Origin of the sequence: Pseudarthrobacter sp. NS4, from assembly GCF_024758005.1 — a bacterium.
Classification (GTDB): Bacteria; Actinomycetota; Actinomycetes; order Actinomycetales; family Micrococcaceae; genus Arthrobacter.
On sequence record NZ_CP103288.1, the window covers coordinates 2,928,421 to 2,954,636 of the forward strand.

A 26,216-nucleotide genomic window follows, 5' to 3' on the forward strand; every position below is an offset into this window, starting at 1 on the left:
ACCAGCCTTCCGGGTGGAAATCAAACAGGTTCATGGGTGCCTTCCTGCCGCAAGCCAATGGGGGCCCGGCCTTGACCGGACCCCCATGTGCTTGTCGACAAGTTAGATCTGGGGACTACTTTGCCGTGATGTCGAAGTAGCGGACGCCGCCGTTCCAGCCGGTTTCGGCCTTCACAACGTTATTGCTCCACACGATCGGACGGGCCTGATCCCAGAGCGGCAGACCGGGAAGGTCCTCGAAGAGGATCTCCTGTGCCTGGTTGAACTTCTCGTTGGCTTCTTCGCTGGTATTGGCGGCAAGGCCTTCCTGGAGGAGCTTGTCGAACTCGGGGTTCGAGTACTTCTCGTAATTGGAGGAGGCGTTGGTAGCCCAGACCGGTCCCAGGAAGTTGTACAGCGACGGGTAGTCACCCTGCCAGCCGGCGCGGGTAAGACCCGGGAGCTCCTGGGATTTGCGCAGGTTCAGGACTTCAGCGAACTTGGCAAAGGGCTGGATTTCCGCCTGGATGCCGAGGTTGTTCTTGAAGCCGTTGGCTACGGCGTCGATCCATTCCTTGTTGCCGCCATCGGTGTTGGAGGCAATCTGGAGCGGCTTGGAGTCGTCGTACGGCTGGATCTTTTCAGCCTGTGCCCACAGGTCCTTGGCCTTGTCGGCGTCAAACGTGAGGATTTCGCTGCCCTCGATGCCTTCCTCGAAACCCTCGATGACCGGCGGAACGAATGCCTTGGCGGGGGTGCGGGTGCCGTTGAAGATGACCTTGGCGATTTCCTCGCGGTTGATGGCGTAGGAGAGGGCCTGGCGGCGGAGCTTGCCGGCTTCACCCTGGAAGTTCGGGTTGTACGGCGGGATGTTCAGCGTGGAGTTGGTGGCGACCGGCTTGGTGGCGTTGCGGTCCGGGAAGTCGGAGACGTAGGTCTTCAATGCGTTGGACGGAAGAACGTCGGTGACATCCAGGTTGTCGGACTGCAGGTCGGTGTAGGCCGGGCCCGGATCGGTGTAGAACTTGAAGGTCACGCCGCCGTTCTTAGCCTCGCGGGGACCCGTGTAGTCGGGGTTCTTGACCAGCGAGATGGACTGGTCGTGGATCCAGGCGCCTTCTTTTTCGAGCTTGTACGGGCCGTTGCCCACAGGGTTTTCGCCAAATGCCTTCGGGTCTGCCAAGGCAGCGGAAGGAAGCGGGAAGAAGGCGGAGTACCCAAGGCGGAGCGACCAGTCAGCCTCAGGCTGGGCAAGCTTCACCGTGATGGTGGAATCATCTGTTGCTGCCAGGCCGGACATGGTTTCGGCCGTGGGTGCAGGGGTGGTGGTGGTCTTGCCGTCGGCAGCCTTCTCGGTGGTTACCGCAGAGACCTCTTCATACCCGGCGATTGACTCGAAGAAGAATCCGTTGTTCTGCAGGTTCTTGGAGTTGGCTGCGTAATTCCAGGAATCCACAAACGTCTTGGCGGTGATTTCCTCGCCGTTGGTGAACTTCTGGCCCTGCTTGACCTTGATGGTCCAGTTCTGCGCATCCGCAGATTCGATCGATTCAGCCAGTGCGTTGACCGGCTTACCCTGCGCGTCGTACGTCCGCAGGCCTTCAAAGAGGAGTTCTACAACGCGGCCGCCGTAAACTTCGTTGGTGTTGGCCGGCAGCAACGGGTTCTGTGGTTCGTTGCTGTAGGCGGTGATGACCTTGTTCGGATCGCCGGCTGAGTCGCTGGCCCCATCAGTGGTGCCGCCTCCAGCGCCGCACCCGGTCAGGGCAAGTGCAGCGATTGCCACGATGCCCAGTGCTTTGGAAGTGCGCGTGAAACGCATTCCGCCTCCTATGAGTTGTGGGAGATAACGAGGGGAAATTGTGCTTCCCCGCAGGCCGGACGCAGCTCTCGGCTGTGACGCAACCTACATATAACGATTAGCCTAACTGCACGAAGTCCAGATACTGGTACTCCGTTGCCAAACCGTGACCGCGTCACGTCGACGTGATAGCCGGTAAACGGAAGTTGTGCAAGTCACATGCTACTCGCCAGTAGCCTCTGAGGGCGAACCGGCCGTGAACGTTCCCGGCAGGAGCTGGTGGAGCCCCTGCAGGCAGGCCAGGACGGCTAGGCCAGGCGCCAATCCCATACGTTCCACCAAACCCCGAGTGGCCCGGAACTCGATTTCACTCCCGCGATCCGGGGCCCGAAGGCTGTGGTCCCGAGGGTCTGGTACAGCGGAAGCCCGTAGGCGTTCTCCCAAATCTGTTTGTCGATTTCGGCGAGAAGCTCGTCCTGTTTGCCGAGGTCGGTGGTTCCCGCCAGTTGTTCCATGGCCTTGTCCGCGTCGCCGTCGGAGAAACCGTTGAAGTTGCTGCCGGCACCGGTACGGAAGATCTGGGGAACCCTGCTGACTCCGGCGCCTGTCCCGATCCAGCCCAGCAGCGCAGCGTCATGGCCTTCCCCGCCCAGGGACTTTGCCCAGTCCGCACTGCCCTGCCCGCCGTCGACTACGCGGAACCCCGCCAGCGCCGCCGAGTCCCGGATCAATGCGAAGGCTGTGGCACGGTTGGGGTTGTCCCTGTTGTAGAGAATCCGGACCGCGGGAGTGTCACCGTTCAGGAGCGCCTTGGCTCCCTCAATGTCCACTTCAGCGAAATCCGCAGACCCGTTGTTTTTCGCCGTGTCCGCATACCTGGGCTGCGCCGGCAGGAAGACGTGGGAATCCAGCGGTTTGGCGTCCGGAAGCAGATCCCCCACGACGGCGTCGACAATGGCCTGGCGTGGAACCGTCTTGAGGAAGGCCTCACGGACGTCTTCCTCCGCAAAAGGCCCGGCAAAATTAAGGTCAAGGTGATCGTAGCCGGACTGGTTGTACCGCTCGATAGTGTTGCCCTGCTCAGCCAGGCCTGCGAAAACATCCTCGGTGCCGGCGGAGGGTTGGGGCGAGATGATGTCCGCCTGCCCGCTCCGCAGCGCGTCAACCGCTGCGGGCAGTGCCCCGGTGAAGCGGATGTTGATCTCATCGAGCCACGGCTCCGCTCCCCAGACATAGTCACGGTTCCGCACGAGCCTCATGGAAACCTCCGGAACGATGTCCCGCACGATGTAGGGGCCGCTGGAGAGGTACAGCGCGGGATCATCGGGAAGGGTTTTGGTGTCAAAGCCGGAGTTCCAGAAATCAGCGACCCTCTTCAGCTCCGCGTTGGCCACGGGCTTCGCGGGGTCACCGCGGGGTGAGTCCTGGATCAGGTCAACCAGGTCTTCTTCGTCGTTCAAGCCGCTCTTTGCTGCAATAACGTGCGCCGGCAGGCCGACGTCGAACGCAACTTCCCAGTCGGCGTAGGGTGTGGCGTACTCGAGGGTGATCGAACGTCCGTCGCTTCCGACCTCCGGGAGGTTGGTCCCTGCCAGGCCGCTGGTGTCCGAGGCCACGGAGAAGTACTTGGTCCCTGTTCCGGCAAGGGGGTCGGCGTCGTCGAAGTATCCTGACCCGGCAGCCCAGCTCAAGAGGAGGTCTCCTGCGTCGATTGCTTCGCCGTCGGACCATTTGACGCCTTCGTTGACGGTGTACTTCACCTTCAACGGTTCGTCGGAAACTTTCTCGAACCGCCCAAAGTTGTCATTGCGCAGGACGGCGGCGTTGTCATCCAGGTAGTAGAACCCGGAATGGGTGATGTAACCGACTTTGGAATTGATGTCGGTGTTGCCGTCGGCGCTGTAGGGGTTGAAGGAGGAGAACGCGTTAACCTCGGCGACGGTGGCAATGCCGCCCCGTTTGGTTTCCCCCACCACCACGGGCGCACTGCCGCCGCCGGAGCAGCCTGAAAGAACCAGCGCAGCCGCCACCGCCGCGGTAATGTACTGCATCAGACGCCTGACCGGCATGCCGCCTCCTTGGGTATTCCCTCACCGGGAGGGGGACCTGGAGTCGCCAGGATCACGCCCTACGTAGTCAGGATAAGGTCTGTGGCCGCTTAGACGTTGAAGCGGAACGTACCCTAGATACCCGCACAAGGTCGGCCGCCGTTGGTTTCATTGAATTTTAGCGGTTCTGGCAGTGGGCCAGTGTCGGACCGTTTCGCCTTGTTGCGGACCTCTTGCGGACTTTCTGCGGACTGGAAGGCAAACTGGGCCGCATGACTGAATGGATAGACTACCCGCACGCAAACTGCTGCCCGTGCCACACGACACGAAAGATTGCCTACAGCATCGAGGAAGCCGCAGCCAGAGTCGGAGTCAGTAGCCGTACGCTACGGGAACAGATAGCCGACAGCTACCTCATAGCACGGTACGTGGGGACGAAAGCCCTCATAGCGCACGAGGACCTGGTTACGTGGCTGAACAGCCTTCCGTCAGAGCCCAAGAGGAAATAGCACGATTGTGCTGTTTCACGAAAGGTGCCCCGCCAGAATCCTCGCTGGCGGGGCACCTTCATAGTTTAACAGGAAGCCCCGCCCTCCGAAGAGAGCGGGGCAACTTAGTTGGGGAACTTAACCGGTCTTACGGTCCCCAGCCGTAGGTGACGAACGCGGTTCCTTCGGCAGGGTTAGCGCCTGACTGGTTGTAGATGACGAACTCCACGCCTTCATCTGAGTTGAGCGTGACCTTGGCCAGGTACGGTTCCGTCTCAGCGAACAGGCTTTGCCGCTGCCTCTTATTGAAGGTGTCCACAGAGGCAATGGTGGTGCCGTCTTCGCGCCGGATCTTCACGCCGAGCGTTCCAGTGCCAGCCTTTTTCAGGACGCCGTAGTCGAAGATGTAGAGCGTCCGGTTGGTGGATGATCCGCGGGTGTGCCCGAACAGTTTGTTCTCGGTGACTCCGAGGACGTGATAGCCACTGTTCTGCGTCTCCCAGGCGTAAGGCATGGCCCTGCGCTTCGTGACCGGCATGGGCGCGGTCCCGCGTGCGATCCGGCACTTGTAGTAGGCGTAGTCAAAGTTCGTGCTGATGCCGAACGTTGTGAGCCAGAACGTATCACCGTGGATCTCAGCCTGACCCACGGGTGCTAGGGCGGCGTTGATGGTGGCCTCGGTAGGGTAGGCGGCGATCTCGTAGATGGTCGCACCCTGATCTTCCACGGCGTATAGGTGGACTGCCTTGTCGAGGTTCACGCCGGCTGTCGGCTCCTGAGAGGCCGAGCAGACCCAGCGTGTGCCGTCGCTGCTGGCCTTCGCCGTGAACCAGCCGGTCGAGTTGAACCTGTAGACCCGCTCCACAACCGGGGCCGCAATGCCGATCTGGTTACGGTGCATCCTCATCAGGTACGGGTTGGATGATGCGTCACCGGTCCAGGCGATGTAGTCCGGGAACCACATCATGCCGATGGAGCGGGCCGCGTCCGGCGAGCCGGTCTGCGCTTCCACCTGCTCATTCAGCACTACAGGTTCCACGCCTGTCTTGGCGGCGTTGGTCCGGTAAATGCCAGCTTTCGGGCGGGTGTCCCCCAGCATGAAGTACACGCGCTGGGAAACGCTGTCGTACTGGCAGGAGTGCATGTGGTCGATCCGGTTGGGATCGGTCGTGCCGCCGCCCGGGAAGGTCGCGAACGTCGCCCATGTCAGCCCGTCGTCCGTGGAGCGGTAGATCATCACGTCCACGCTGTTGGCGGGGCTAATGTACTCCACGTAGTACAGGTGCCCGTTCGCCGCGTCCTGGCACCACGACTGGACGCCCATGAGCCGGGTTGCGGCGCGGAGGGTGTGAACAACCGTCCACGTCAGGCCGTCGTCAGTGGAGCGCACAATCTTGGTAGGGCTCTCCAAGGAGTGCGTCAGCAGTGTGCCAGCGGTGGTCTTCAGGAACGCTCCCGATGAGCCACCAAGGCCCGCGGCGTGCCGTCCAAGCCGCGTCCACGTCATGCCGCCGTCCGTGCTCTTACGGAACGTGTTGTCAAAGCCCACAGCGTAGAGCGTCTGCCCGTTCGCTTCGGTCCAGAGGATACGGAAGTCAGCTGTTGGGTTGGGCAGCGAGTCGAGCACCGTGAGCGTCGGAACACGAACGGGCTTGAGGAACTGCCCGCCGTTGTCCAGTTTCTTCACGCCGGCATAAGTGGCAGTAAGTGCCTTTGCCGTCTCGCTCTCGGGGTCTTTGATTTTGGTGGTGGTCAGGGCGTCAAGCAGGTGCGGCAAAACAGGCTTCGGATCAAGAAATCCCATGATTGTTCTTCTCTTTCAGTAGGGTGCTGATTTCGTTATTGAGCATTTGGGGTTAGGTGCCCAGCGCCGCGAGTCGGCGCGTTACGGCGTGCGCTGTTGAAATGGGGTCGTCAACCTGGATGCTGAAGTTGTTCACCATCCCGGATCCCCCAGCCGCACCAATCGCGCCTACAGGGGTGAATGAGCCGGTACTGAACGCCGGCACCGAGGGGACAGAAACCAGCCCAGTAACCGAATCGGCTACCTTCGCGTGCATCCCGTCAATACCGAGAATCAAACCCTGACCAATGTTCACGCCATACTCACGGAACACACGGGACGGGGAACGGATGCCTAGCAGGTCCTCAAACGGGCCACGGATCGCCTCGGGAACAATATTCAGGACCGCACGGCCAATGGAACCCATCATGGAGCCGATACCGTTGATGAGCCCTTGGATGATGTTCACGCCCACGCTGAACAGTGCGGATCCGGCGTTACCAATCGCCCCGGTGATGCGCCCGATCAGGCCAGAGAAGAACCCAACAACGTTACCGATCATGGAGGACACGCCATTGACCACGTTGTTCCACGTATCAGCGAAAAACCGGCCAATATTGCCAAGAATCGAACCGACAAAGCCGGCCGCGTTGGAGAGTCCCGCACGAATCACAGTTCCCACGACGCCGATGACACCTGACACGATGGCCTGAATGTTATTCCAGATGCCGCCGAAAATGTTTTGGATGCCGCTCCAGACCTGCGACCAGTTCCCGGAAATGGCGCCCGTCGCAACCTGAATCACGCCCTGGATGACCTGCATCACTCCGGCAACCAAACTGCCAATGGTATTGAACACGATGTCAACCACCGGCAAGAGGTTCTGCACCGTGGGAGTCAATACCGAGATGAGCTGATCAATAAACGGCCCCACCGCGGCCACAAGGCCATGGAACGCCTCCCCCACCCTTGCAGCCACCGGCTGGAACGCGGCAAAAGCACCACCAAGCCCGCCGCCGCCGATCCCAGACGTGAGCGACGAAACCCACGGCAGGACGTTGGTATTGATGAACGATGAAACCTCAGTGATGATCGGCAGGAACGCCGTACCAAGCTGGGTTTGAATGTTCTCCCACGTCGCCGCCATGCGCTGCTGCTGACCGGCGAGCGTCCCAGACTCCTTAGCGAAATTGCCGTGAGCGTCCGCCGTCTGATCCATGATCAGCGCCATAGTTGCCGCCTGGTTAGCCTCAGCCGACAGTGCCCCGCCTACCTTGGAAAAACCGAGCTCAGCAGCCTTGGCATCAATCGCAGCCTGATTCAGGGATACGCCGTAAGCCTCCAGAGGGTCCCGCTCACCCTTCAGCGCCGACGATAGTGCCTCGACAGCCTGCGAGGTATCCCCGCCGAACATAGACGCAAGATCGGCGCCCAGGGTGACCATCTCGTTAGTCTTCCCCGCGAGCTCATCCATCGGCACGCCGGCATTCTTGAGCTGGGAACCAAGGACAGTGCCAAGCTTGTTGTACTCATCCTGGGTTAGGCCAACGGTCGTTGCCGCCGTCTTGGAAAAACCGAGCATGTCCGCGGCCGCGGTCTTGAATACAGAGCCGATGGCTCCGCTGCTCTGCTCAAGCTCCCCAGCCTTACCGATCGCGTCTTTGAGGACATCCCCAGTCTTGAGAGCGATGCCCGCGATTGCAGCCGGCCCAACCATCTTCCCCAGACCGGCAAGGAAAGTCCCGCCAACCTGCTTCCCGGCGTCCGAGCCGACCCCGCCAACATCCCCGAAAGCCTCTTTGATCTTTCCGCTAATCTTCGAGGTTTCGGGAATGATCGAGATGTACGCGGCCCCTAATTCAGTTGCCATGTCTAGCCCTTCCTTTCATTGCCTGGCTGATCCGTCGTCCAGCGCGCCGGATCCATATCCAGATCGTGCAAATTCATCCGCAGCTCGGCATTCCATGTCTGCGGGTAAGCAGACTTGAAAGCGCTAGCTGCTGCCCCGGTCAGAGCCACAATGACGCTCGCGGGCAGCTTCTTGTTCCGGCTACGGCCAATCTCGTCATCGATGCGCCGAAACTCGGCCATGTCATCCTCGGCCATCGCCAGGATCATGCGCAGCGCATACGCTGCTGCGACCTCCTGTGTTGTTTTTCCTGCCATGTCTTTGCTCCTTTTCGTTGATGTGTTCACCATTTGCGGCTAGTCCTTAGCGGCCCCGGATCCGGCTTAGGTCTGGGGTTCTTACTCCCGTCGCCCTTCGCTGAGTTACAGCCGCGATGCATGCCCTGAAGACCTGCCAGGCCCGGCGCCATCCTGCCGCCAAGGTTCACGGCCTCGATATGATCGGCGGTGAAGCTCCGGGCGTCCTTCCAAAAATCCGGGTACCGCTTCCGGTCCTCCATGTCCCACAAAAAAGGGCCACCGCATGCCACGCACGCTAGGCCCTGTGCCTGATACCTCCGCTTCAGCGCCTCCCGCTGGGCCACATAGCGCCTGTCATTCCTGTACGTCTTCACAGCGGCCCCACCGCCCGATAGAACGCTTCCCGCGTCTCCCTGAAGAACGCCGCGAATCCGACCTGCCCCGCGGGCCAGGAATGCTGACGTGCCCACTCGAACCGAGCCAGCTTCCACCGCACAGGATCCGGACCTGCCTGATCCAGCCAAAGATGCCGGGGCAACTCCAGCGCCACGCCCTGCCGCTTCCGCCTCACCATCAGATTTCCACCTCATCCCACGGCTGATCCGGGGGCAGGTTCGCTCCCAAGTCAGACGGCAAATCCTCCACCCCGTCCGGCAGGTTCGCCTCAGCCCACGCACACCGCGCCTCATCCCACGCCGCCCACCGCTGATAATCCGAACCGCCCGGCCAATCAGCAAGAATGAACGTCAGAACGCTCTCCGGGATCTTCGCGCCGTTGACAATCACCTCGCGCTGACGGCGCCTAACCACGAGCCCGCCCATATACACCACGCACGCCACGCGCCAGCGGCAAATCATCATCCAAACCGGGAATCTGCAACGACGCCAACAACCGCGCCAGCGTGAGCCGCTGCTGCCGGGCCTCACCAACCGCCGGATGCAACCTCAAGCCCTGCGAACTGGTGATCATCAGCCCATCAACCTTCACAGCGGAGTCAAGCTCCACGATCCGGTCCCGAACACGGCACGCTTCCTCCAACAGGGCAAGCTCATGCTCAGCCCATTCAAACTCTGCCGTGGCAACTTCCCACAGCTTCTTGCCAGCGGCCTTCAAACCTCTGGGACTAGCCATAATCAACCTTTCAAGGGCCTAACGTTTCGGGTTCAGGGAGAGAAACTGTGCCAATGCCGGAGGAGGCACAGGATCGGGGGTGGCCGGGGGGTGTGCCCACCCACCGGCAGGCAGAGGGGCCGGGCGGGGCGGTGATGACCCGCTGCCCTGCTCCCCTGCCTGCCGTGGTTGTCATTTGCTCTGTGCCCTCAGATACCTACGTAGTCGCCCACGAAGGGCTTGGTGCGTGCGGTGTTCATTGATGGCGCGAGCTGGTCGGCGGTGGCGCCGCCGCGGTGGTGCTGGTCTTCCGGGTCTATCTCAACGGGGCGGTGCATGCCGCGTCCTACCTGTTCGTACCGGGTTTCGATGGGTGCGGGTCGGCGGTAGTGCTTGTACTCGTCGAGGTCTGAAGCTTCGATGGTGGCGCCGAGGGTGATGAGTGCGCCCCACTTTCCTGCCCGGCCGGTGGCGTTCTCCCATGCTTCCCAGACGCGGCGGCGGTGGAGGGCGCCGGGGTTGACGGTGAGCGGGAGGGTGCCGTCTGCGCCTTGGATGGTGAGGCCGGCGAGGCGTGCGGCTTCGGTGAGGTTGGGGACCTGGCTGGTCAGGGCCGCGGCGAGGGCGGGCGCGTGCGCCCATGCGCTGCGCTGTTCGTCGGTCCCTGACATGAGGTGTTCGGGTGCGGTTTCGATGTCCACTGCCTGCATGGCTTCGGTGAGGGTTTGCGCGGTGGTGTTGAACTTGGCGGCGAGTGCCTCATAGTTCGCCGCGGCGGTCTTGGCGTATTCGTTCCGCAGTGCCGGGTACACCTCATCGGCAACAGCGTTCATGACGGTTGCCCGGTCTACGTGGTTGGCAAGTTCCGCGAGGGTCAGCGCGTTCAGTTCCGCGATACGCTCCGGGGTTTCTTTTCCGAGGATGGCGGCGGTGAGTTGCTGCTGTGCGGTGCTGGCCTGGTTGGCGTAGTCGTTCCAGCGGGTGAGGATCCGGTCGTATTCCTTGGTGGTTTTCCCGCCCGCGTTGGTGACGGTGGCGATGCTTGCGGTGAGCGTGTGCAGGGATTCGATGATGGTCATTTTCAGTTCTCCAAAGCGTTGTAGATGAGTGCGGTGAGTGAGTTGTCGTCATTGAGGGCTAGGGGCGCGTCTTGTTCGTCGGCCTGGTATTCGGTGGGTTGAGCGTCGGGGAGGCCGAGTGCGGCTCTCAGGGAGGATTCGAGGTCTGACATGGTGCGCTCCTTTAGGCGGTGGGGATGGTGAAGGTGTAACCGGCGATTCGTTCGTCGCCGGTGCGTTGGAGTCCGCAGCCGGGGGCGCGGTGGAATGTAGTGCCGGGGTTACTGGGGACGGCTCCGTTTTCGTGCCGGTGCACGCCGTTGCAGTAGGGGCAGCGGACTTTGATGTATTTGCCGTTGACTTGCAGGACGCCGGCTGTTGGGGTGGTCATGGTCTATTCCTGTTCGTTGGTTGGTTCGTCGCCTGGCTCGTAGATGGCGAGGCGGCTTTCTGCTTCTATGGCTCGTGCTTGCCAGTGCCTAAACAGGTCGTGCTCTTCTAGAGCTTTGGCTTTGTAGATTTCGCAGAGGTCTATGAGGTCTTGGCGTGAGAGCGAAGCGCTCATGATGCCGCCTGCCCGCTCAACCACGCGCAGTCATCACAGCAATCTCGGCCTGCGTCCAGTGCTCGCTGATTCAACCTCCCGTTGCAGCCAGGAGTTGAGCAATCAGGGAAAGAACGAAGAGGCCTTGAAGAATGGCTGGGCGCGGGGCGAATTTCTTCTGAAGCTTTTCTTTCTTGAGGAACTGCTTTAGTACTTAGCCTTTCCTCTGCCTCTGCCTCTTCCTCTTCCTTTCCTTCAACCGTCACGTGACTGTCACGTGACGGTTGGTTATCTACGGGCTTGTCCTGCTCGCGCTTCCTGCGCTGACGGGTTCGGTCGGCCTCTCTGCGGTTCTCCAAGGCTGCTTCCAACTTCGCCGCGGAGGTCTGGATCTTGAGGAAGTCGCTTATCACCCATCCGTCAGGGGCGGGCGCCCAGAGGCCTTGCTGCACCAACATGTCTGGCCCTGACTCATCTGCAAAGGGAATGAGGTAGAGGTCTTCTCGGGTCACGGCCCCGTCTGTCATGTTGGAGACGGCCCACGCGTTAGCCAGGACAAAGAGCCGGAAATGCTCTGGCGGCAGCCTAAGCACCCGCCTGTCGTTCAGGTAGTAAGTGGGAAACCGTGAATCCATTTAGACCTCCGGGGCCTCGTGGGCAGCAACGGCTTGCACTGCCGCGGTTAGGTCGGCGGCGAACCGGAGCGCTTCGGCCGGCGACAGCACTGCGTAGTCCGGCGCCTCGTGCTCAGCCATCCACACTTCGATGGAGTGCTTTTGAGTCCTGTAGTCCCAGGTCGGCGTGATGATGTAACCGCGGGCAATCGTCTCGGTTCCGATCCAACGGCTTTCCGACTTGGGGGCCAGAGTGTAGCCGGCGGGTGGCATTGGGATGGGGCCGAGGACCTCCAGCAGCCTCGGCAGCGTCATACCCAACTCGATGGCCGTTTCCGCGAACTCTCGAAACGTGGCCGGGTACTTGGTAGTGTTCATGATGAATCTCCTAGGAATTGGTGGGTTCTGAGACCGTGACGGACTTTGGCGAGGCGTCGCGGTCTTTCTCTGTCTTCAGGGCGACCTTGCAGGCCTTAGCCGGTGTCGTTCCCCGTGCCTCGTCCGTGGGCTGCCGATATGGGTTCTTAGCGTCTACTACTGCGCTGTTCAGCGGTCCCTCGTGGCTGGTGCCGTTCCAGTAGCCGGATTCCCAGGCTGCGGCGAGGTCGGCTTCTGAGTAGGTGCGGCCCATCAGGACGCTTCCTCGAACGCGGCGTTTATGTAGTCCTCAACATCGGAGGCCCTGAACATCCGGCGCCCGCCGATCTTGGCCGACTTTGGCGCGGTTCCTGCGTGGATCATCCAGCGGAGCTGTGCCTCAGACTTGCGCAGCCGTTCGGCAGTTTCCGCCAGCGTGAGCAGCGTTGCGATTGCTAGTGCCATGACGTTCCTATTCTCTCAGGGACTTCTGCTGTAGTCCGGACATGAATAGCATGGCTGGTGATTGGGGGTGGTGTCAAGCTCTTGGGGAATGTAGTCTTATTCGCATGGAGAATAAAGAGCTCAGTGTCGGCGACGTGGCCAGACGCACCTTTGGTGAATCAGTGAGAAAGTACCGCTTGGCAAACGAGTGGACGCAGGACACCCTTGCGCGGAACGTCACGAAAAATGGCGTCAATGCTACTCAGACAATGATTGCGAAGATTGAGCGGGGCGACCGGCCCACTTCCATCAGTGAGGCAGCCGTGATCGCCGCTACTTTTGGCATCCCCGTGCAGGCTCTCTTGCCGCTCGATAGAGAATCTGCCACTCAGTCCCAGCTAGGCGTCCTTCTATCGAACTTCAATAGCCAACTTGCGCGGCTTGCGATGTTCAGGGCCCAGGCGCTGAACATGGAGGATGCTCTGGAGGACACCCTCAATGAGTGGGATGAATACGTAAGGGACTTGACGCCATCAGAGCGGGATCATCTTGCGGCGGTAGATATTGATGCCCGCCCCAGCTCCGAGAACGGAATGAGGGATAAGCTTCGTGGCGAGCATTCAAAAGCGAGATAACGGCTCTTGGCGCGCACGGTACCGCGACGACGCGGGCAAGGAGCACGCCAGGCACTTCCCCCGGAAGATAGACGCTCAGCGGTGGCTTGATGAGGTCACAACTTCTGTCGTTACCGGCTCTTATGTGGATCCGAAGTCTGGCAAGGTAACGCTCAACTCATTCTTTGCGGACTGGTCACAGCGACAGATCTGGGCAGCCGGCACGGCTAAGGCCATGAGCTTGGCCGTGCGCTCGTGCACGTTCGGTGACGTGGAGTTCCGCAACCTCAAGCGCTCCCACGTTGAGGCGTGGGTAAAAAAGATGACCGTTGACGGCTTGGCGCCAGGAACGGTGAAGACCCGATACAACAACGTCCGCTCAGTGCTGCGCGGAGCCAGGAATGACAGGATGCTTGCCACGGATCCGGCGGACGGCGTTGCGCTGCCCCGCGGCCGGAAGGCTGAGCACGCAATGGCTATCCCTTCCCCAGAGGACGTGGGCAAGCTGTTGGCCGCTGCTGAGGTTCAGTTTCGCCCGTTCGTGGCTATGTGCGCTTTCGCTGGGCTGCGGCTCGGTGAGGCTGCGGCGGTGCAACTCACTGACATTGACTTCCTGCGACGCACTCTGAAGGTTCAGCGGCAGATACAGCGGGCAGGCAAGGGGGAAGTTGCCATCACTCCCCCGAAGTACGGTTCAGAGAGGCTTGTGCACATCCCTGACGGGCTGGTGCAGATCCTCGCCCAACACGTCGAGCACATAGGCGTGCATAGCGTCCATCAATGGCTGTTCATCGGTGATGGCGGGCTGCCTCCGCACCAGAACACGACGGGCTACTGGTGGCGGAAGACAGTGAAGGCTGCGGGGCTCTCAGACGTGCGCTTGCATGACCTCCGGCACTTCTACGCCTCGGGGCTAATTGCGGCCGGCTGTGACGTTGTGACGGTCCAGAGAGCGCTAGGTCATGCCAAGGCAACCACGACGCTGAACACGTATTCGCACTTGTGGCCGACAGCAGAAGACCGCACAAGGTCAGCAGCCGGAGCCATGATGGAAGAAGCTCTCCGGATTCCTGCGGACTCTGTGCGGACTGGCTGAACCTAAACCCACTGTTTACGGGGGAAAAAGGGCCTAACTAGACGTTGAAGCGGAACTCCACCACGTCGCCGTCCGCCATGACGTATTCCTTACCCTCAATCCGAACTTTACCGCGGGACTTGGCTTCAGCCATGGAACCGGCATCGACGAGATCGTCAAATGACACCACCTCGGCCTTGATGAAGCCGCGCTGGAAGTCCGAGTGGATGACTCCGGCGGCCTGGGGAGCTGTGTCACCCCGGTGGATGGTCCACGCGCGGGCTTCCTTGGGCCCTGCGGTGAGGTATGTCTGCAGGCCGAGGGTGTGGAAGCCCACGCGGGCCAGCTGGTCCAGCCCGGACTCGTCCTGTCCGTTCATCTCCAGCATCTCGCGGGCTTCTTCCTCGTCCAGTTCCACGAGGTCGGATTCGAGCTTGGCGTCGAGGAAGATGCAGTCCGCCGGGGCAACCATGGCCCGCAGTTCTTCCTGCTTTTCTGGGCTGCCCAGGATTGCTTCGTCCGCGTTGAACACGTAGATGAAGGGCTTGGCCGTGAGCAGGCTGAGCTCCTTGAGGTGCTCCATCTCCAGCTTGTCGCCCTTGATGGAGGAGTAGATGGTGTCACCGCGTTCCAGCACCGCCTGGGCAGCCTTGATGGCTGCAAGCTCGGCGGCCTCCCGCTTCTTGATCTTGACCTCTTTTTCGATCCGGGGAATGGCCTTTTCGATGGTCTGCAGGTCGGCGAGGATCAGCTCGGTGTTGATGGTTTCCATGTCCGAGCGGGGGTCGACCTTGCCGTCAACGTGGATGACGTCGGGGTCATCGAACACGCGCACCACTTCGGCGATGGCTTCGGCTTCCCGGATATTGGCCAGGAACTGGTTGCCCAGCCCTTCCCCTTCCGATGCGCCCTTGACGATGCCGGCGATGTCCACGAAGGAGACAGCGGCCGGCAGCACCCGCTGCGACCCGAAGATTCCGGCCAGCTTGTCCAGCCGGGGGTCGGGCAGGTTCACGACGCCGACGTTCGGTTCGATGGTGGCGAACGGATAGTTCGCTGCCAGGACCTGGTTGCGGGTGAGCGCGTTGAAGAGAGTTGATTTGCCGACGTTGGGCAGTCCGACGATGCCAATAGTAAGAGCCACGAGCATTGATTCTACCCGCAGGGCGTCCCCGCCCAGTAACGGCCGATGTCATTGCCTCCGATTGTCAGAGCCCCGTGCAACAGTGAGGGCATGGATGTTTTTGCGTTGATTCTGGCCTTGTTCATGCTGCTGCTTGGTGCCCTCGCAGGTGCTGCCGCCACCTATTTTGCGTTGCGGAAGAACTCGCATGCCCTGGAATCGGATTTCGACGCGGTCTCGTCCCGGCTTTCGGAGGTCAGCGCACAGTTCGCGGCAGCCGACGCCGAGCGGCGGCTTCTGACGGCACAGAACCGGGAGTTGGGCGAGGCCCGGACGCAGGACGGCAGCGTGCTCCGTGCACTGGCACCAGTGGCGGAGAAGCTCACGGCCGTCCAGCAGCAGGTGGCGCTGCTGGAGCGCGACCGGGTGGAACAGTACGGCCAGCTCGCGCAGCAGCTTCAGGAAGCCAGGCTCTCGGATGAACAGCTGATCCGGTCCACGCACGCATTGGAATCGGCCCTGCGGTCCAACAGTGCTCGTGGCCAGTGGGGCGAAGTACAGCTGCGGCGGGTGGTGGAGGCCTCCGGGATGCTGCGCCACGTCGATTTTGTGGAGCAGGTGCACAGTGCCGGCGGTGAATCTGCAGTCCGTCCCGACCTTGTGGTGCAGCTGCCCGGCGAAAAGCAGCTGGTGGTGGATGCCAAGGTTCCGTTGTCGTCCTACCTGGAAGCCCAGGAACTGGGAGCGGAAGATCCCCGGCGCGCGCAGCAGGGGATCTTGACAGCAACTGACCGCCGCACCCAGCAGTCCCTGTTGGCTGCGCACGCCAAGGCCCTCCGTGCGCATGTGGACTCGCTCAGCAATAAGAAGTACTGGGACATCCCCGGCAATTCCCCGGAACTGGTGATCTGCTTCATCCCGGCCGAGTCCATCCTTGCCGCCGCGCTGACGGCCGATGCGGAGCTCCTGGACCACGCCTTGTCCAGGAACGTGGTCCTGGCATCCCCCAGCACGTTGTTGGCCGTACTGAAGTCGGTCGCCTTTACCTGGCGGCAGGATGTGCTGACGGACAGCGCGCGGGAACTGTTCGATCTGGCGAGGCAGCTCTATGACCGGATGGGAACGCTGGGGGAAAACGTCAGCAAGCTGGGGTCCTCGCTGAAGTCCTCGGTGGACCGTTACAACTCCATGGTGGGCACGCTGGAAGCCCGGGTCCTGCCCACGGCCCGCAAGCTCAACAGTCTGGATGAGTCAGGTTTGGTCGCTCCGCCGGCAGTGGAGGTCACGCCGCGCGCCCTGGCCGCTCCGGAACTCCAGCAGGATGAGGCTGCCGCCTAGGACGGACGCCGCTGCCGGGAACGGAACGATGTCAGCTGCGCGGCCTGCGCCCGCCCAGCGCGCGGCTGACATCGCCGGCCTGCTTCAGGGTTGCGCGGAGCTCCTTGGGCAGCGAGAAGAGGAGGTCTTCCTCAGCCGTGACCACTTCCTCCACCGTGCCGTAGCCGTAGTCGGCGAGCAGGCGCAGCACGTCCTGCACCAGCACCTCAGGCACTGATGCCCCGGAGGTCACGCCCACGGTGGCCACGCCTTCAAACCAGGCCTCGTCCACCTCGTTGGCGAAGTCCACCCGGTAGGAGGCTTTCGCGCCGTATTCCAAGGCCACTTCCACCAGCCTGACCGAGTTGGAGGAGTTGGCCGAGCCAACCACGATCACCAGGTCTGCCTGGGGTGAAATCTTCTTGATGGCTACCTGCCGGTTGGTGGTGGCGTAGCAGATGTCATCACTGGGCGGATCCTGGAGGGTGGGGAACCGCTCCTTGAGCAGCCGCACCGTCTCCATGGTCTCGTCCACGCTCAGGGTGGTCTGCGAAAGCCAGATCACCTTCTCGGGATCACGGACGGTGACTTTATCCACCTCGTGGGGGCCGTTGATGATCTGGATATGCTCCGGCGCTTCGCCGGCAGTCCCTTCGACTTCCTCGTGCCCGTCATGGCCGATGAGGAGGATGTCGAAATCGTCCTTGGCAAACCGGACGGCTTCCTTATGGACCTTGGTGACCAGGGGGCAGGTGGCATCGATGGTGCGCAGTCCGCGCTCCTCGGCTGACTCGACGACAGCCGGTGAAACCCCGTGCGCGGAAAAGATGACCAGGGCACCCTCAGGCACCTCATCGGTTTCGTCCACAAAGATGGCGCCCTTTTCCTCCAGGGAAGTCACCACGTGGACGTTGTGCACAATCTGCTTCCGCACGTAGACGGGAGGCCCGTAATGTTCCAGGGCCTTCTCAACGGCGATCACTGCGCGGTCGACACCGGCGCAGTATCCGCGCGGTGCGGCCAGCAACACTTTCTTGGTCCCCGCGACGGGGGCGGCAGCTGCTACTTCCTCCGGGGAGCGGCGCCTACGCGGGATGGTTGGCATCGAAAGGGAAACAGCGGAGGAGGTCATTTCTCCATGCTACCGGGTTGCCCGCCAACGCTTTCGCGATGCGATTCCCGCCACAGTGCCCAGGAGCAGCAGCACCCCGCCGGTGATGGCTGTGGCCGCAGTCCAACCCAGGAAGTCCGCATTGGCCGATGCGACGAATCCGTCACGGAACATGTTGGCAACCTCGTTTCCGGTGTCCGTTGCCAGTGCCCGGGCCGAACCCAGCTGTGCGCCCAGCGCCAGGAGACCGGCAAGCAGCAGCCCTCCAAGACCGGCGCCCACCAGCACGGTCCACCGGCGGCGGGCCGCTACCAAGGCAAGGAGGAAGGCGATCGCGGCACCTGCAGCAAACACGTATCCCAACGGGGCATAGGTGGCCAACCGTTCTGCCCACTCCCTGTGTTCGGGCTGGCCTACATTGATCAGAGTCTCTGCCGGCGGGTCCAGTGGAAGCCGCGTGGCACGGGAAATCTCCTCCGCACCCAGCGCTACCAAGGGTGCAACATCAAGGGTCAGGGAGGTCACCCCGCCGGACGCCCCGGGCTCTTCCGGGCCGTCCGGAACGCTGAGGCGATGGCTTTTACGCAGCGTTTCCTCCCAGGCAGCCGGGTAGCCGGGAAGCCCTGTCAGAGATCTCGCGGCGTCCTCAAGCACTGGCTGGACCAGGTCGGCGAGGAACCCCGGAACAGCGCTGGTGTCGATGGTCCCCACAGCAGCCACAGCCAACTGTTGCTGGAATTCGGTGTTCTTCCCCAGCGGGGCTGCCAAACCCACGAAGCCGTCCTCCTGGACGATGTTGCGGTCCAGCCAGATGGCCGGAACCGCCACGGCCGCAAGCAGGACACCCAACACGGTGGCGACGGCAGAAACGATAGTGCGCACAGCAGGTCCTTCAGGTTGATGGCGGTAGACCCATCCTAGATAAGGAACCTGGCCGGATTCTGTCAGCCCCGCATGCTACAGCTTATGGATAAGGTTGAATAACCGCCGCACAACAGACGAAGGACCCCATGCCCGCAGCTCAAGCCCCGCAAGGGTGTTCACATGTCTGAACAGGCTTCCCTTCCCGGCACCGCGCCCTCCACGCTGCCGGCCACGGCTGCAGAAACAACCCCGGACAACCCGTGGCCGCTTCAGTTGCTCTCGCAAAAGCTCAAGGCCCACATCGACAGGACGCCCTCGGCGTGGGTGGAGGGCCAGGTCATCGAACTGAACCGGCGGGGCAGCAACGCCTACCTGACGCTGAGGGATGTTGACGCGGAGGTTTCACTGCCCGCGTCGGTCTGGACCAAAGTACTGGAGCGCCAGAACCTGCCCCTTGAACGCGGATCCCGCGTGGTGGCCCTGCTGAAGCCCGAGTTCTGGATCAAGACAGGTCGGTTGAACATGCTGGTCCGGGACATCCGGCCGGTGGGCCTGGGTGATCTGCTCGCCCGGATTGAGAGGCTGCGGCAGGCACTCTCGGCTGAGGGTCTGTTTGCGGACTCCCGCAAGAAGCCCCTTCCCCTCCTGCCCCACCGCATCGGCTTAATTACCGGCAGGGAATCCGACGCCAAGAAGGACATCCTGCGGAACGCTGCGTTGCGCTGGCCGGCGGTCGAGTTCGAAATCCGTGAGGTGGCCGTCCAGGGAAACACGGCCGTGTCCCAGGTTGTCCGCGCCCTCCGGGAACTCGATGCCCATCCTGTGGTGGACGTCATCGTCATCGCCCGCGGCGGAGGGGCGTTGGAAGACCTGCTGCCTTTCAACAGCGAGGAACTGGTCCGTGCCGTAGCGGCAGCGGCCACACCGGTGGTGAGCGCCATCGGGCACGAGGCCGACCGGCCGCTGCTGGATGATGTTGCCGATCTGCGGGCGTCCACCCCCACGGATGCCGCAAAGCGGATCGTGCCGGAGGTTTCCGAGGAACTGGCAGGCGTCCGGCAGGCGCGCGAACAGCTGAGGCGCTGTATGGAGCGCCTGGTTGACCGGGAGACGGACCGGTTGGCTTCGCTCCACTCCCGGCCGGTACTGGCCTCACCGGAGGGGCTGGTCACAGTCAGGGGCGAAGAAATTGAACGGCTGCTGAGAAGGTCGTCCGCAGCCGTAAACTCCACGGTGGTGCGCGCTGCCGACCAGCTCGAACACCTAAGGGCCCAGGTGCGTGCGCTGTCGCCGCAGAAGACGCTGGACCGGGGGTACGCCGTCGTCGAACTCGCCGGGCAACCCGCGGGACCGGCAGCCATCGCCGGCCATGCCGTGGTCCGGCGCCCGGCTGATGCCCCGGCCGGGTCGCCGCTTTCCATAAGGGTGGCGGAAGGCCGTTTCGGTGCAACCTCCACCGGAGCACGCGAATCGAATATTTCTGATCAGGACAATCCGGAAACGGGAGAACCGCATGAGTGAGCAAAAGCCCGACGCCGGGATCGCAGCCATGAGTTACGAGGAGGCCCGCGAGCAGCTCATCGCAGTGGTGGGCAGGCTCGAAGCGGGGGGCGCCAGCCTCGAGGAGTCCCTGGCGCTCTGGGAACGGGGCGAGGCTTTGGCGGCGCGCTGCGAGGAGTGGTTGGAAGGGGCAAGGAAGCGGCTGGCCGCTGCCCGCGACCAGCCACTGTAAGCACCAGTCTCAGGACCCGAGGATCAGCTCCCGCTCGGTGGCGACGTCGAACTCGGCTTTGGGCCACTCAAGATTCAGTTCTTCAAGTGCCCCCAGGAGCAGCTGTTGCACGGCGATCCGGGCGTACCACTTCTTATTTGCCGGAACCACGTGCCAGGGCGCGTCCCGGGTGCTCGTTTCATCGATGGCCGCCTGGTAAGCATCCATGTAGTCCTCCCAGAACGCCCGCTCATCGAGGTCGCCCCGGTTGTACTTCCAGTGCTTGGCCGGGTTGTCCAGCCGGGCCAGCAGCCGTGCCTTCTGCTCCTCCCCGCTGATGTGGAGCATCACCTTGACGACTTTTGTCCCCGACTCCGTCAGGCGTCCCTCGAACTCATTGATTGCCACGTAACGGCGCTTGATTTCATCCGGGCTGGCCCAGCCGTGGACACGGTGGATCAGCACGTCCTCATAATGGGACCGGTCGAAAACACCCATCATGCCGGCAGCAGGGACTTCCTTCTGGATCCGCCACAGGAAGTCGTAGGACTTCTCCTCATCCGTCGGAGCCTTGAAAGCCTTGAACTGGATGCCCTGTGGGTCGGTGGCGGCCATGACGTGGTTCACGATTCCGCCCTTGCCCGCCGTATCCATCGCCTGCAGGATCAGCAGGATCCGCTTCCGTCCGCCGAAGCGTGACTCTGCGAACAGCTTCTCCTGCAACTCGCCCAGCTCGTCGTCCAGGTCCGCCAGGAGAGCCTTTCCGTCCTCCTTGCTGCCGCTGTACCCGGGCGTGGAGTCCGGGTCCACGTCGGCCAGTGAGAATCCTTCCCCCGCCCGCAGGGTTTCAGACGGGTGCTGATCGAAGCCTGTGACGCTGGCCATGGGAAGTCCTCTCTGCGAAGTGCCACGGGACTCAAGCGCCCGTGAGCACAGGCTAGTTCCCCTGGTACCTGCTTAGGAAGTCCCCCATCCGACCAACAGCCTCTTCGATGTCCTTGACGTTGGGCAGCGTGACCATGCGGAAGTGGTCGGGGCGCACCCAGTTGAAGGCGCGGCCATGGGAGACCAGGATCTTCTGCTCCCGGAGAAGGTCCAGGACGAACTTTTCGTCGTCACGGATGTGGTAAACCTCAGGGTCGAGCCGGGGGAAGAGATAGAGGGCACCGCGTGCCTGCTGGGTGCTGACGCCGGGGATGGCGTTAAGCATGTCGTAGGCCTTGTTGCGTTGTTCCAGGAGGCGGCCGCCGGGCAGGATCAGGTCATTGATGCTCTGGTATCCGCCAAGGGCCGTCTGGATCGCATGCTGGGCGGGAACGTTGGCGCACAACCGCATGTTGGCCAGCAGGCTGATCCCTTCCAGGTAGTCTGCGGCATCCTTCTTGGGGCCGGAGATGGCCATCCACCCCGCACGGTATCCGCACACCCGGTACGCCTTGGACAGCCCGCTGAAGGTCAGGCAGAGGACGTGGTCGCCGGTCAGCGCGGCAAGGTTTACGTGGACAGCGTCCTCGTACAAAATCTTTTCGTAGATCTCGTCCGCGAAGAGCACCAGGCCGTGCTTTTCGGCAAGGGCAACAATCCGCTTCAGGGTCTCCTCGGGGTATACCGCTCCCGTGGGGTTGTTCGGGTTGATTACCACGATGCCCTTGGTACGCGGCGTGATCTTGGCTTCGAGGTCGTCCAGGTCGGGCTGCCAGCCGGCGTCCTCATCGCAGAGGTAGTGCACAGGTTTTCCGCTGGCCAGCGCTACGGACGCCGTCCACAGCGGGTAGTCCGGAGTGGGAATCAGGACTTCATCGCCGTCGTCCAGCAGGGCCATCAGGGACATGGTGATGAGTTCGCTGACGCCGTTGCCCAGGTAGATGTCGTCCACGTGGATGTTCTGGATCCCGCGCGTCTGGTAGTACTGCGACACTGCAGTGCGGGCCGAAAAGATGCCGCGGGAGTCACTGTAGCCCTGGGCATGGGGCAGGTGGCGGATCATGTCCACCAGGATGGCGTCCGGCGCTTCGAATCCAAACGGCGCGGGGTTTCCGATGTTCAGTTTGAGGATCCGGTGCCCCTCTGCCTCCATTTGCTGGGCGGCTTGAAGAATCGGTCCACGGATGTCGTAAAGGACGTTATTGAGCTTTGTGGACTGCCTGAATTCTGCCATCCCTCAAATATGCCACAGGAAGGATGTGCCGCCGTTGAGACCTCACCCACACGGACGACGGCGGCTGCCGGACTTTACAAGTCCGGCAGCCGCCGTCGTCATCGCCGGGCATGCCGTGGCGTACAGCGAAGGTGAACCTTATTTAACGATGCCCTTTTCCTTCAGCCAGGCGTCGGCTGCTTCCTTCGCGCCCTGCTTCTGGTCGCCGCTGACCGCGCGGTTGAGATTGATCAGGTCCTCGGTGGTGAGGATCCTGGAAACGGAGTTCAGTGCTTCCTTGGCCGTGTCCGTCACCTTGGCCTCGTTGTACAGCGGGATAACCTGCTGGGCGATGAAGTTGTTTTTCGGATCCTCCAGGACCACCAGGTCGTTATCCGCGATGGACGGGGTGGTGGTGTAGATGTCGGCCACCTGCACCTGGTCCTCCAGCAGCGCCTTGAGGGTCAGCGGGCCGCCGCCGTCGCTGAAGGGCTCCAGCTTCTTGGGCTCGCAGTTGTAGTTCTCCTTCAGGCCGGGCAGTCCGTAGGCACGTTCCGCAAACGTCGCCGGAGCCCCCACCACAATCTCGCTGCAGACCTTGGCCAGGTCCTCGATGGACTTCAGCTGGTATTTCTCCGCCGTGGCCTTGGTGACCACCATGGCGTCCTTGTTCTCAGCCTTGGCTGGTTCCAGCACGGCCAGGCCGTCCGGCAGCTTGTCCGGAAGGGCGCCGGCGACGTCCTCTGCCGATTCCTCGGATGCTTCCTTGTCCACGTGCAGCAGCAGGTTTCCCGTGTAGTCGGGAACTACGTCCACCGAACCGTCCTGGACGGCTTTGAAGTACACCTCGCGGGACCCGATGTTCGGCTTGGTGGTGGCTGTGACTCCCGCTGCGTTCAGCGCCCCGGCGTAAAGCTCTGCAACGATCTGGCTTTCCGGGAAGTCGGCTGAGCCAACCACCAGGGACGTCGCCTCTCCGGTGGTCCCGCCAGTGGTGGCGGGGGCATCGCTGAGCGGATCGGACGAGCCGCCGCAGGCGGACAGCGCCATTGCCAGGCCGAGCCCGGCGGCCAGTCCGCTGAAGGCCCGCCTGCCGAGGCGGGGGGGACGGCTTTCTTTCATGACTTACCTCCTTGTACAACAGTCTCCGTGAGGACGGGGTCTGTGGGATCGACCGCAGCCTGCTGGCTGCGGCGTGACTGGCTTGAGGGTCCTGACATCAGGAACAGCCTCTGGAACAGGGACAGGAAGAGGTCGACGGCGATGGCCAGCGCTGCAATGAGAAGGGAGCCTCCGAGCATCTGCGGGAAGTCGCTGAGGACAAGGCCGTCGAAGAGGTACCGGCCAAGGCCGCCCAGGTTGATGTAGGCCACCACCGAGACCGTGGCTATCACCTGCAGGACACCGGTGCGGAATCCGCCGAACATCACGGTCAGCGCGTTGGGCAGCTCTGCCCGGAACAGGACCTGCAGTTCGGTCATGCCCATGGCACGGGCGGCGTCGACCACGTTCCGGTCAACGCTCGAAATCCCCGCATAGGTGCCCGCGAGGAGCGGCGGCACTGTGAGGATGACGAGCGCCCAGACCGGGGGCATCAGTCCGATCCCGGCGAGCAGCACGAAGAGCGTCAGCAGTCCCAGGGTTGGCAGGGCGCGGAGGGCACCAGCCAGTGCCACGATGGCCACTCTCCCCCTGCCGGTGTGGCCCACGTACAGGCCGACGGGCACGGCGATCGCGATGGCTATCAGCATCACCAGGCCGGTGTACTGGAGGTGCTCCCCCAGCCGGGCGGGAATGCCGGCGCTGCCTGCCCAGTGCTCCGGGTCCGCAAGCCAGGCGAAGGTGTCGGTGAAGACGTTGCTCATGCGTTTCCGCCTCCAGCCTTCGGCACGGACATCCGCAGGGCTCCGTCCATTACCTCTTCCTGGATGTGGGCATCTTGCCTGCGGCTCTCCCGTTTCCCGGCCCGCTCCCACGGTGTGAGGATCCGCTCCAGCAGGACCAGGAGGGCATCCATCAGCAGCGCGAGGACCAGGATGGCGATAATTCCCACCATCACTTCGGTGACGAAGTCCCGCTGGAGGCCGGAGGTAAAGAGCATGCCCAGGTTGCCGATGCCCAGGAGGGCAGCCACGCTGACCAGGGAGATGTTGCTGACTGACACCACGCGCAGGCCGGCGAACAGGACCGGAAGGGACAGCGGCAGGTCCACCTGCAGGAACCGTGCCAGCGGCTTGTATCCCATGGCGACGGCGGCCTGGCTCACGCCCTCGTCAACGGAGTCGAAGGCATCCAGGGCCGCGCGGACCAGCAGGGCCACGGCGTAGATGGTCAGTGCCACCACCACGTTGACCGGATCCAGGATCCGGGTGCCGAGGATGGTGGGCAGGATGATGAACAGAGCCAACGAAGGGATGGTGTACAGGAGCGAGGAGGCCGTCAGTACCACCGAGCGGAGTGGGCGGCTCCGCCTGGCCAGCTGGGCCAGTGGGATGGAGATCAGCAGCCCCAGGATCATGGGGACAATGGCAAGCAGCATGTGCTGGCCCGCGCGTTCGAGGACCATGCCGCTGTTCGCGAGGAACCACTCCATCAGAGCGCAGCCTGCCGCACCTGGCGTGCTTCTTCAATCAGGGCCAGGACTTCGCCGCCCCGGATGACACCGCGGACCCTGCCCTCGGAATCCACGGCCACGCCCAGGCCCGACGGCGACGACAGCGCCGCGTCCAGCGCCCGGCGGAGGCTCTCACCCGGGCGGAACAGCGAGCCGCCGGGAATGAGGCCGGTATCGGTGCCCGGGGTCGCCCACCCGAGCGGGCGCATGTCCGCGTCCACCACCAGCTGCCATTCGCCCGCAGCAGCGGGGTCGGAGACGTGGCCGGAGGGACCGCGGACGATCGTCGGGACCGGGTGGAGCGTGACGCCGTCGGACGGGGTGAAGCCAAGGTGGCGGAAGCCCCGGTCACGCCCAACAAAGGAGGCCACGAAGTCGTTTGCCGGAGCCCGCAGGATCTCCTCCGGCGTGGCGTACTGGGCGAGCCGCCCGCCTACTGCGAAGACAGCAACCCTGTCCCCCAGCACGGTGGCCTCATCAATGTCGTGGGTCACGAAAACGATGGTCTTTGCCAGGTCCTTCTGGAGCCGCAGCAGTTCCTGCTGGAGTTCGTCGCGGACAACGGGGTCCACTGCACTAAAGGGCTCATCCATGAGCAAAACGGGAGGATCTGCAGCGAGGGCGCGCGCTACGCCGACGCGCTGCTGCTGCCCGCCGGAAAGCTGTGAGGGGTACCGCTTGCCCAGGGGCCGGGCCAGTCCCACGACGTCCAGGAGTTCCCCGGCCCGCTTGCGGGCCTCGGACTTGGACACCCCGTTCAGCCTCGGAACCGTGGCGATATTGTCCAGCACCGAGCGGTGCGGCAACAGTCCGGCGGACTGCATCACGTAGCCCATGGAGCGGCGCAACTCCGCGGCCGGAACCGAGGTGACGTCCTTTCCGCCCACGGTGATGGTGCCGGAGGTCGGTTCCACCATGCGGTTGATCATCCGCAGCGAGGTTGTCTTACCGCAGCCGGAGGGCCCGACGAAGACGGTGATGGAGCCCTTCCCAATGGATAGGGAAAGGTTATCCACGGCCGGCTGCCCGCCCTGGTACTGCTTGGTCACGCTCTGAAATTCGATCATCGCCTGGTCCATGGTCCGGACTTACCTGTTCTGCTCGGACGGCATCTGAATGCACCGCGCCATTGTCATCAGCACGCTGGTAGTTACGGTAACCCAATCCGGAGCCGGCATCACCAGCAGTGGCACCAAATCCGGGCAAAGGAATCCCTACTGTGACCATTCGGACCCGCGGGGCTGCCTGGATGGGGTGCGCTTTCGGCCTTTGCTG

Annotated in this window: 29 protein-coding genes; 6 read left to right on the plus strand and 23 right to left on the minus strand. The window is 62.7% G+C overall.

Annotation, left to right across the window (positions count from 1 at the left end; genetic code table 11):
• Positions 1-115: 115 nt before the first annotated feature.
• Together NXY83_RS13760 and NXY83_RS13765 are read right to left on the minus strand one after the other, a co-directional pair.
• A complete protein-coding gene (locus NXY83_RS13760; protein ID WP_258802766.1) occupies positions 116-1,801 on the minus strand; it encodes a peptide ABC transporter substrate-binding protein in 1,686 nt (561 codons plus the stop codon).
• A 287-nt stretch (positions 1,802-2,088) separates the two neighbouring features.
• Positions 2,089-3,849, minus strand: a complete 1,761-nt coding sequence (locus NXY83_RS13765; RefSeq protein WP_258802767.1) for an ABC transporter family substrate-binding protein — start codon at positions 3,847-3,849, stop codon at positions 2,089-2,091.
• A gap of 251 nt (positions 3,850-4,100) precedes the next feature.
• Between NXY83_RS13765 and NXY83_RS13770 the strand changes: the two genes are divergently transcribed.
• The gene (locus NXY83_RS13770; RefSeq protein WP_258802768.1) at positions 4,101-4,337 is read left to right on the plus strand and encodes a helix-turn-helix domain-containing protein; all 237 of its coding nucleotides are present in this window, start codon (positions 4,101-4,103) and stop codon (positions 4,335-4,337) included.
• A gap of 127 nt (positions 4,338-4,464) precedes the next feature.
• Here NXY83_RS13770 and NXY83_RS13775 read toward each other — a convergent pair whose 3' ends face one another.
• From NXY83_RS13775 to NXY83_RS13830, 12 genes are all read right to left on the minus strand, one after another.
• Complete coding sequence (locus NXY83_RS13775; protein WP_258802769.1) at positions 4,465-6,120, minus strand: WD40/YVTN/BNR-like repeat-containing protein; 1,656 nt, start codon at positions 6,118-6,120, stop codon at positions 4,465-4,467.
• A gap of 52 nt (positions 6,121-6,172) precedes the next feature.
• On the minus strand, positions 6,173-7,969 hold the full coding sequence (locus NXY83_RS13780) for a phage tail protein (RefSeq protein ID WP_258802770.1): 1,797 nt from the start codon (positions 7,967-7,969) through the stop codon (positions 6,173-6,175).
• Positions 7,970-7,971: 2 nt separating this feature from the next.
• The gene (locus tag NXY83_RS13785; RefSeq protein WP_258802771.1) at positions 7,972-8,265 is read right to left on the minus strand and encodes a hypothetical protein; all 294 of its coding nucleotides are present in this window, start codon (positions 8,263-8,265) and stop codon (positions 7,972-7,974) included.
• Between the two features lie 555 nt (positions 8,266-8,820).
• On the minus strand, positions 8,821-9,033 hold the full coding sequence (locus NXY83_RS13790) for a hypothetical protein (RefSeq protein ID WP_258802772.1): 213 nt from the start codon (positions 9,031-9,033) through the stop codon (positions 8,821-8,823).
• A gap of 16 nt (positions 9,034-9,049) precedes the next feature.
• Positions 9,050-9,361 (minus strand): P27 family phage terminase small subunit, encoded by a 312-nt coding sequence (locus NXY83_RS13795; RefSeq protein WP_258802773.1) that lies wholly within the window; start codon positions 9,359-9,361, stop codon positions 9,050-9,052.
• A gap of 206 nt (positions 9,362-9,567) precedes the next feature.
• A complete protein-coding gene (locus NXY83_RS13800; protein ID WP_258802774.1) occupies positions 9,568-10,437 on the minus strand; it encodes a hypothetical protein in 870 nt (289 codons plus the stop codon).
• 2 nt (positions 10,438-10,439) lie between these two features.
• Complete coding sequence (locus NXY83_RS13805; RefSeq protein WP_258802775.1) at positions 10,440-10,589, minus strand: hypothetical protein; 150 nt, start codon at positions 10,587-10,589, stop codon at positions 10,440-10,442.
• Between the two features lie 11 nt (positions 10,590-10,600).
• Complete coding sequence (locus tag NXY83_RS13810) at positions 10,601-10,807, minus strand: hypothetical protein (protein ID WP_258802776.1); 207 nt, start codon at positions 10,805-10,807, stop codon at positions 10,601-10,603.
• Positions 10,808-10,810: 3 nt separating this feature from the next.
• The gene (locus NXY83_RS13815; RefSeq protein ID WP_258802777.1) at positions 10,811-10,981 is read right to left on the minus strand and encodes a hypothetical protein; all 171 of its coding nucleotides are present in this window, start codon (positions 10,979-10,981) and stop codon (positions 10,811-10,813) included.
• A 614-nt stretch (positions 10,982-11,595) separates the two neighbouring features.
• Positions 11,596-11,952, minus strand: a complete 357-nt coding sequence (locus NXY83_RS13820; RefSeq protein ID WP_258802778.1) for a hypothetical protein — start codon at positions 11,950-11,952, stop codon at positions 11,596-11,598.
• A gap of 10 nt (positions 11,953-11,962) precedes the next feature.
• Entirely contained in the window at positions 11,963-12,205 is a 243-nt protein-coding gene (locus NXY83_RS13825) for a hypothetical protein (protein WP_258802779.1), read from the minus strand.
• A complete protein-coding gene (locus NXY83_RS13830; protein ID WP_258802780.1) occupies positions 12,205-12,396 on the minus strand; it encodes a helix-turn-helix transcriptional regulator in 192 nt (63 codons plus the stop codon). The genes NXY83_RS13825 and NXY83_RS13830 overlap by 1 nt, the downstream gene beginning before the upstream one ends.
• A gap of 104 nt (positions 12,397-12,500) precedes the next feature.
• Between NXY83_RS13830 and NXY83_RS13835 the strand changes: the two genes are divergently transcribed.
• Together NXY83_RS13835 and NXY83_RS13840 are read left to right on the plus strand one after the other, a co-directional pair.
• Complete coding sequence (locus tag NXY83_RS13835) at positions 12,501-13,010, plus strand: helix-turn-helix transcriptional regulator (protein WP_258802781.1); 510 nt, start codon at positions 12,501-12,503, stop codon at positions 13,008-13,010.
• Positions 12,985-14,085: a tyrosine-type recombinase/integrase gene (locus NXY83_RS13840; protein WP_258802782.1), complete on the plus strand. Its 1,101-nt coding sequence runs from the start codon at positions 12,985-12,987 to the stop codon at positions 14,083-14,085. Before NXY83_RS13835 ends, NXY83_RS13840 begins: the two co-directional genes overlap by 26 nt.
• A gap of 37 nt (positions 14,086-14,122) precedes the next feature.
• On the opposite strand, the gene ychF is transcribed toward NXY83_RS13840, so the two are convergent.
• Entirely contained in the window at positions 14,123-15,208 is a 1,086-nt protein-coding gene (gene ychF / locus NXY83_RS13845) for a redox-regulated ATPase YchF (protein WP_258802783.1), read from the minus strand.
• Between the two features lie 90 nt (positions 15,209-15,298).
• On the opposite strand from ychF, the gene NXY83_RS13850 reads away from it, so the two are divergent.
• Entirely contained in the window at positions 15,299-16,525 is a 1,227-nt protein-coding gene (locus tag NXY83_RS13850; RefSeq protein ID WP_258802784.1) for a DNA recombination protein RmuC, read from the plus strand.
• Positions 16,526-16,556: 31 nt separating this feature from the next.
• Here the strand turns inward: NXY83_RS13850 and NXY83_RS13855 are convergent, their stop codons facing one another.
• Entirely contained in the window at positions 16,557-17,636 is a 1,080-nt protein-coding gene (locus NXY83_RS13855; protein ID WP_258802785.1) for a 4-hydroxy-3-methylbut-2-enyl diphosphate reductase, read from the minus strand.
• A 9-nt stretch (positions 17,637-17,645) separates the two neighbouring features.
• Positions 17,646-18,497: a hypothetical protein gene (locus NXY83_RS13860; RefSeq protein WP_258802786.1), complete on the minus strand. Its 852-nt coding sequence runs from the start codon at positions 18,495-18,497 to the stop codon at positions 17,646-17,648.
• 162 nt (positions 18,498-18,659) lie between these two features.
• Here NXY83_RS13860 and xseA point away from each other — a divergent pair, with 162 nt between their 5' ends.
• Together xseA and NXY83_RS13870 are read left to right on the plus strand one after the other, a co-directional pair.
• Positions 18,660-20,000 carry an exodeoxyribonuclease VII large subunit gene (xseA, locus tag NXY83_RS13865; protein WP_258802788.1) on the plus strand — a complete coding sequence of 447 codons (1,341 nt, stop codon included), beginning with the start codon at positions 18,660-18,662 and terminating at the stop codon, positions 19,998-20,000.
• A complete protein-coding gene (locus NXY83_RS13870; RefSeq protein ID WP_258802790.1) occupies positions 19,993-20,211 on the plus strand; it encodes an exodeoxyribonuclease VII small subunit in 219 nt (72 codons plus the stop codon). The genes xseA and NXY83_RS13870 overlap by 8 nt, the downstream gene beginning before the upstream one ends.
• Positions 20,212-20,220: 9 nt before the next feature.
• Here the strand turns inward: NXY83_RS13870 and NXY83_RS13875 are convergent, their stop codons facing one another.
• The 6 genes from NXY83_RS13875 to NXY83_RS13900 form a co-directional block, all read right to left on the minus strand.
• Positions 20,221-21,075, minus strand: a complete 855-nt coding sequence (locus tag NXY83_RS13875; RefSeq protein ID WP_258802791.1) for a polyphosphate kinase 2 family protein — start codon at positions 21,073-21,075, stop codon at positions 20,221-20,223.
• A 52-nt stretch (positions 21,076-21,127) separates the two neighbouring features.
• Positions 21,128-22,348: a pyridoxal phosphate-dependent aminotransferase gene (locus NXY83_RS13880; protein WP_258802792.1), complete on the minus strand. Its 1,221-nt coding sequence runs from the start codon at positions 22,346-22,348 to the stop codon at positions 21,128-21,130.
• A 138-nt stretch (positions 22,349-22,486) separates the two neighbouring features.
• Positions 22,487-23,449, minus strand: a complete 963-nt coding sequence (locus NXY83_RS13885; RefSeq protein WP_258802793.1) for an ABC transporter substrate-binding protein — start codon at positions 23,447-23,449, stop codon at positions 22,487-22,489.
• Positions 23,446-24,192: an ABC transporter permease gene (locus NXY83_RS13890; RefSeq protein WP_258802794.1), complete on the minus strand. Its 747-nt coding sequence runs from the start codon at positions 24,190-24,192 to the stop codon at positions 23,446-23,448. The genes NXY83_RS13885 and NXY83_RS13890 overlap by 4 nt, the downstream gene beginning before the upstream one ends.
• Positions 24,189-24,920: an ABC transporter permease gene (locus NXY83_RS13895; protein WP_258802795.1), complete on the minus strand. Its 732-nt coding sequence runs from the start codon at positions 24,918-24,920 to the stop codon at positions 24,189-24,191. The genes NXY83_RS13890 and NXY83_RS13895 overlap by 4 nt, the downstream gene beginning before the upstream one ends.
• Positions 24,920-26,020: an ABC transporter ATP-binding protein gene (locus NXY83_RS13900; RefSeq protein ID WP_309484081.1), complete on the minus strand. Its 1,101-nt coding sequence runs from the start codon at positions 26,018-26,020 to the stop codon at positions 24,920-24,922. The genes NXY83_RS13895 and NXY83_RS13900 overlap by 1 nt, the downstream gene beginning before the upstream one ends.
• Between the last annotated feature and the right edge of the window lie 196 nt (positions 26,021-26,216).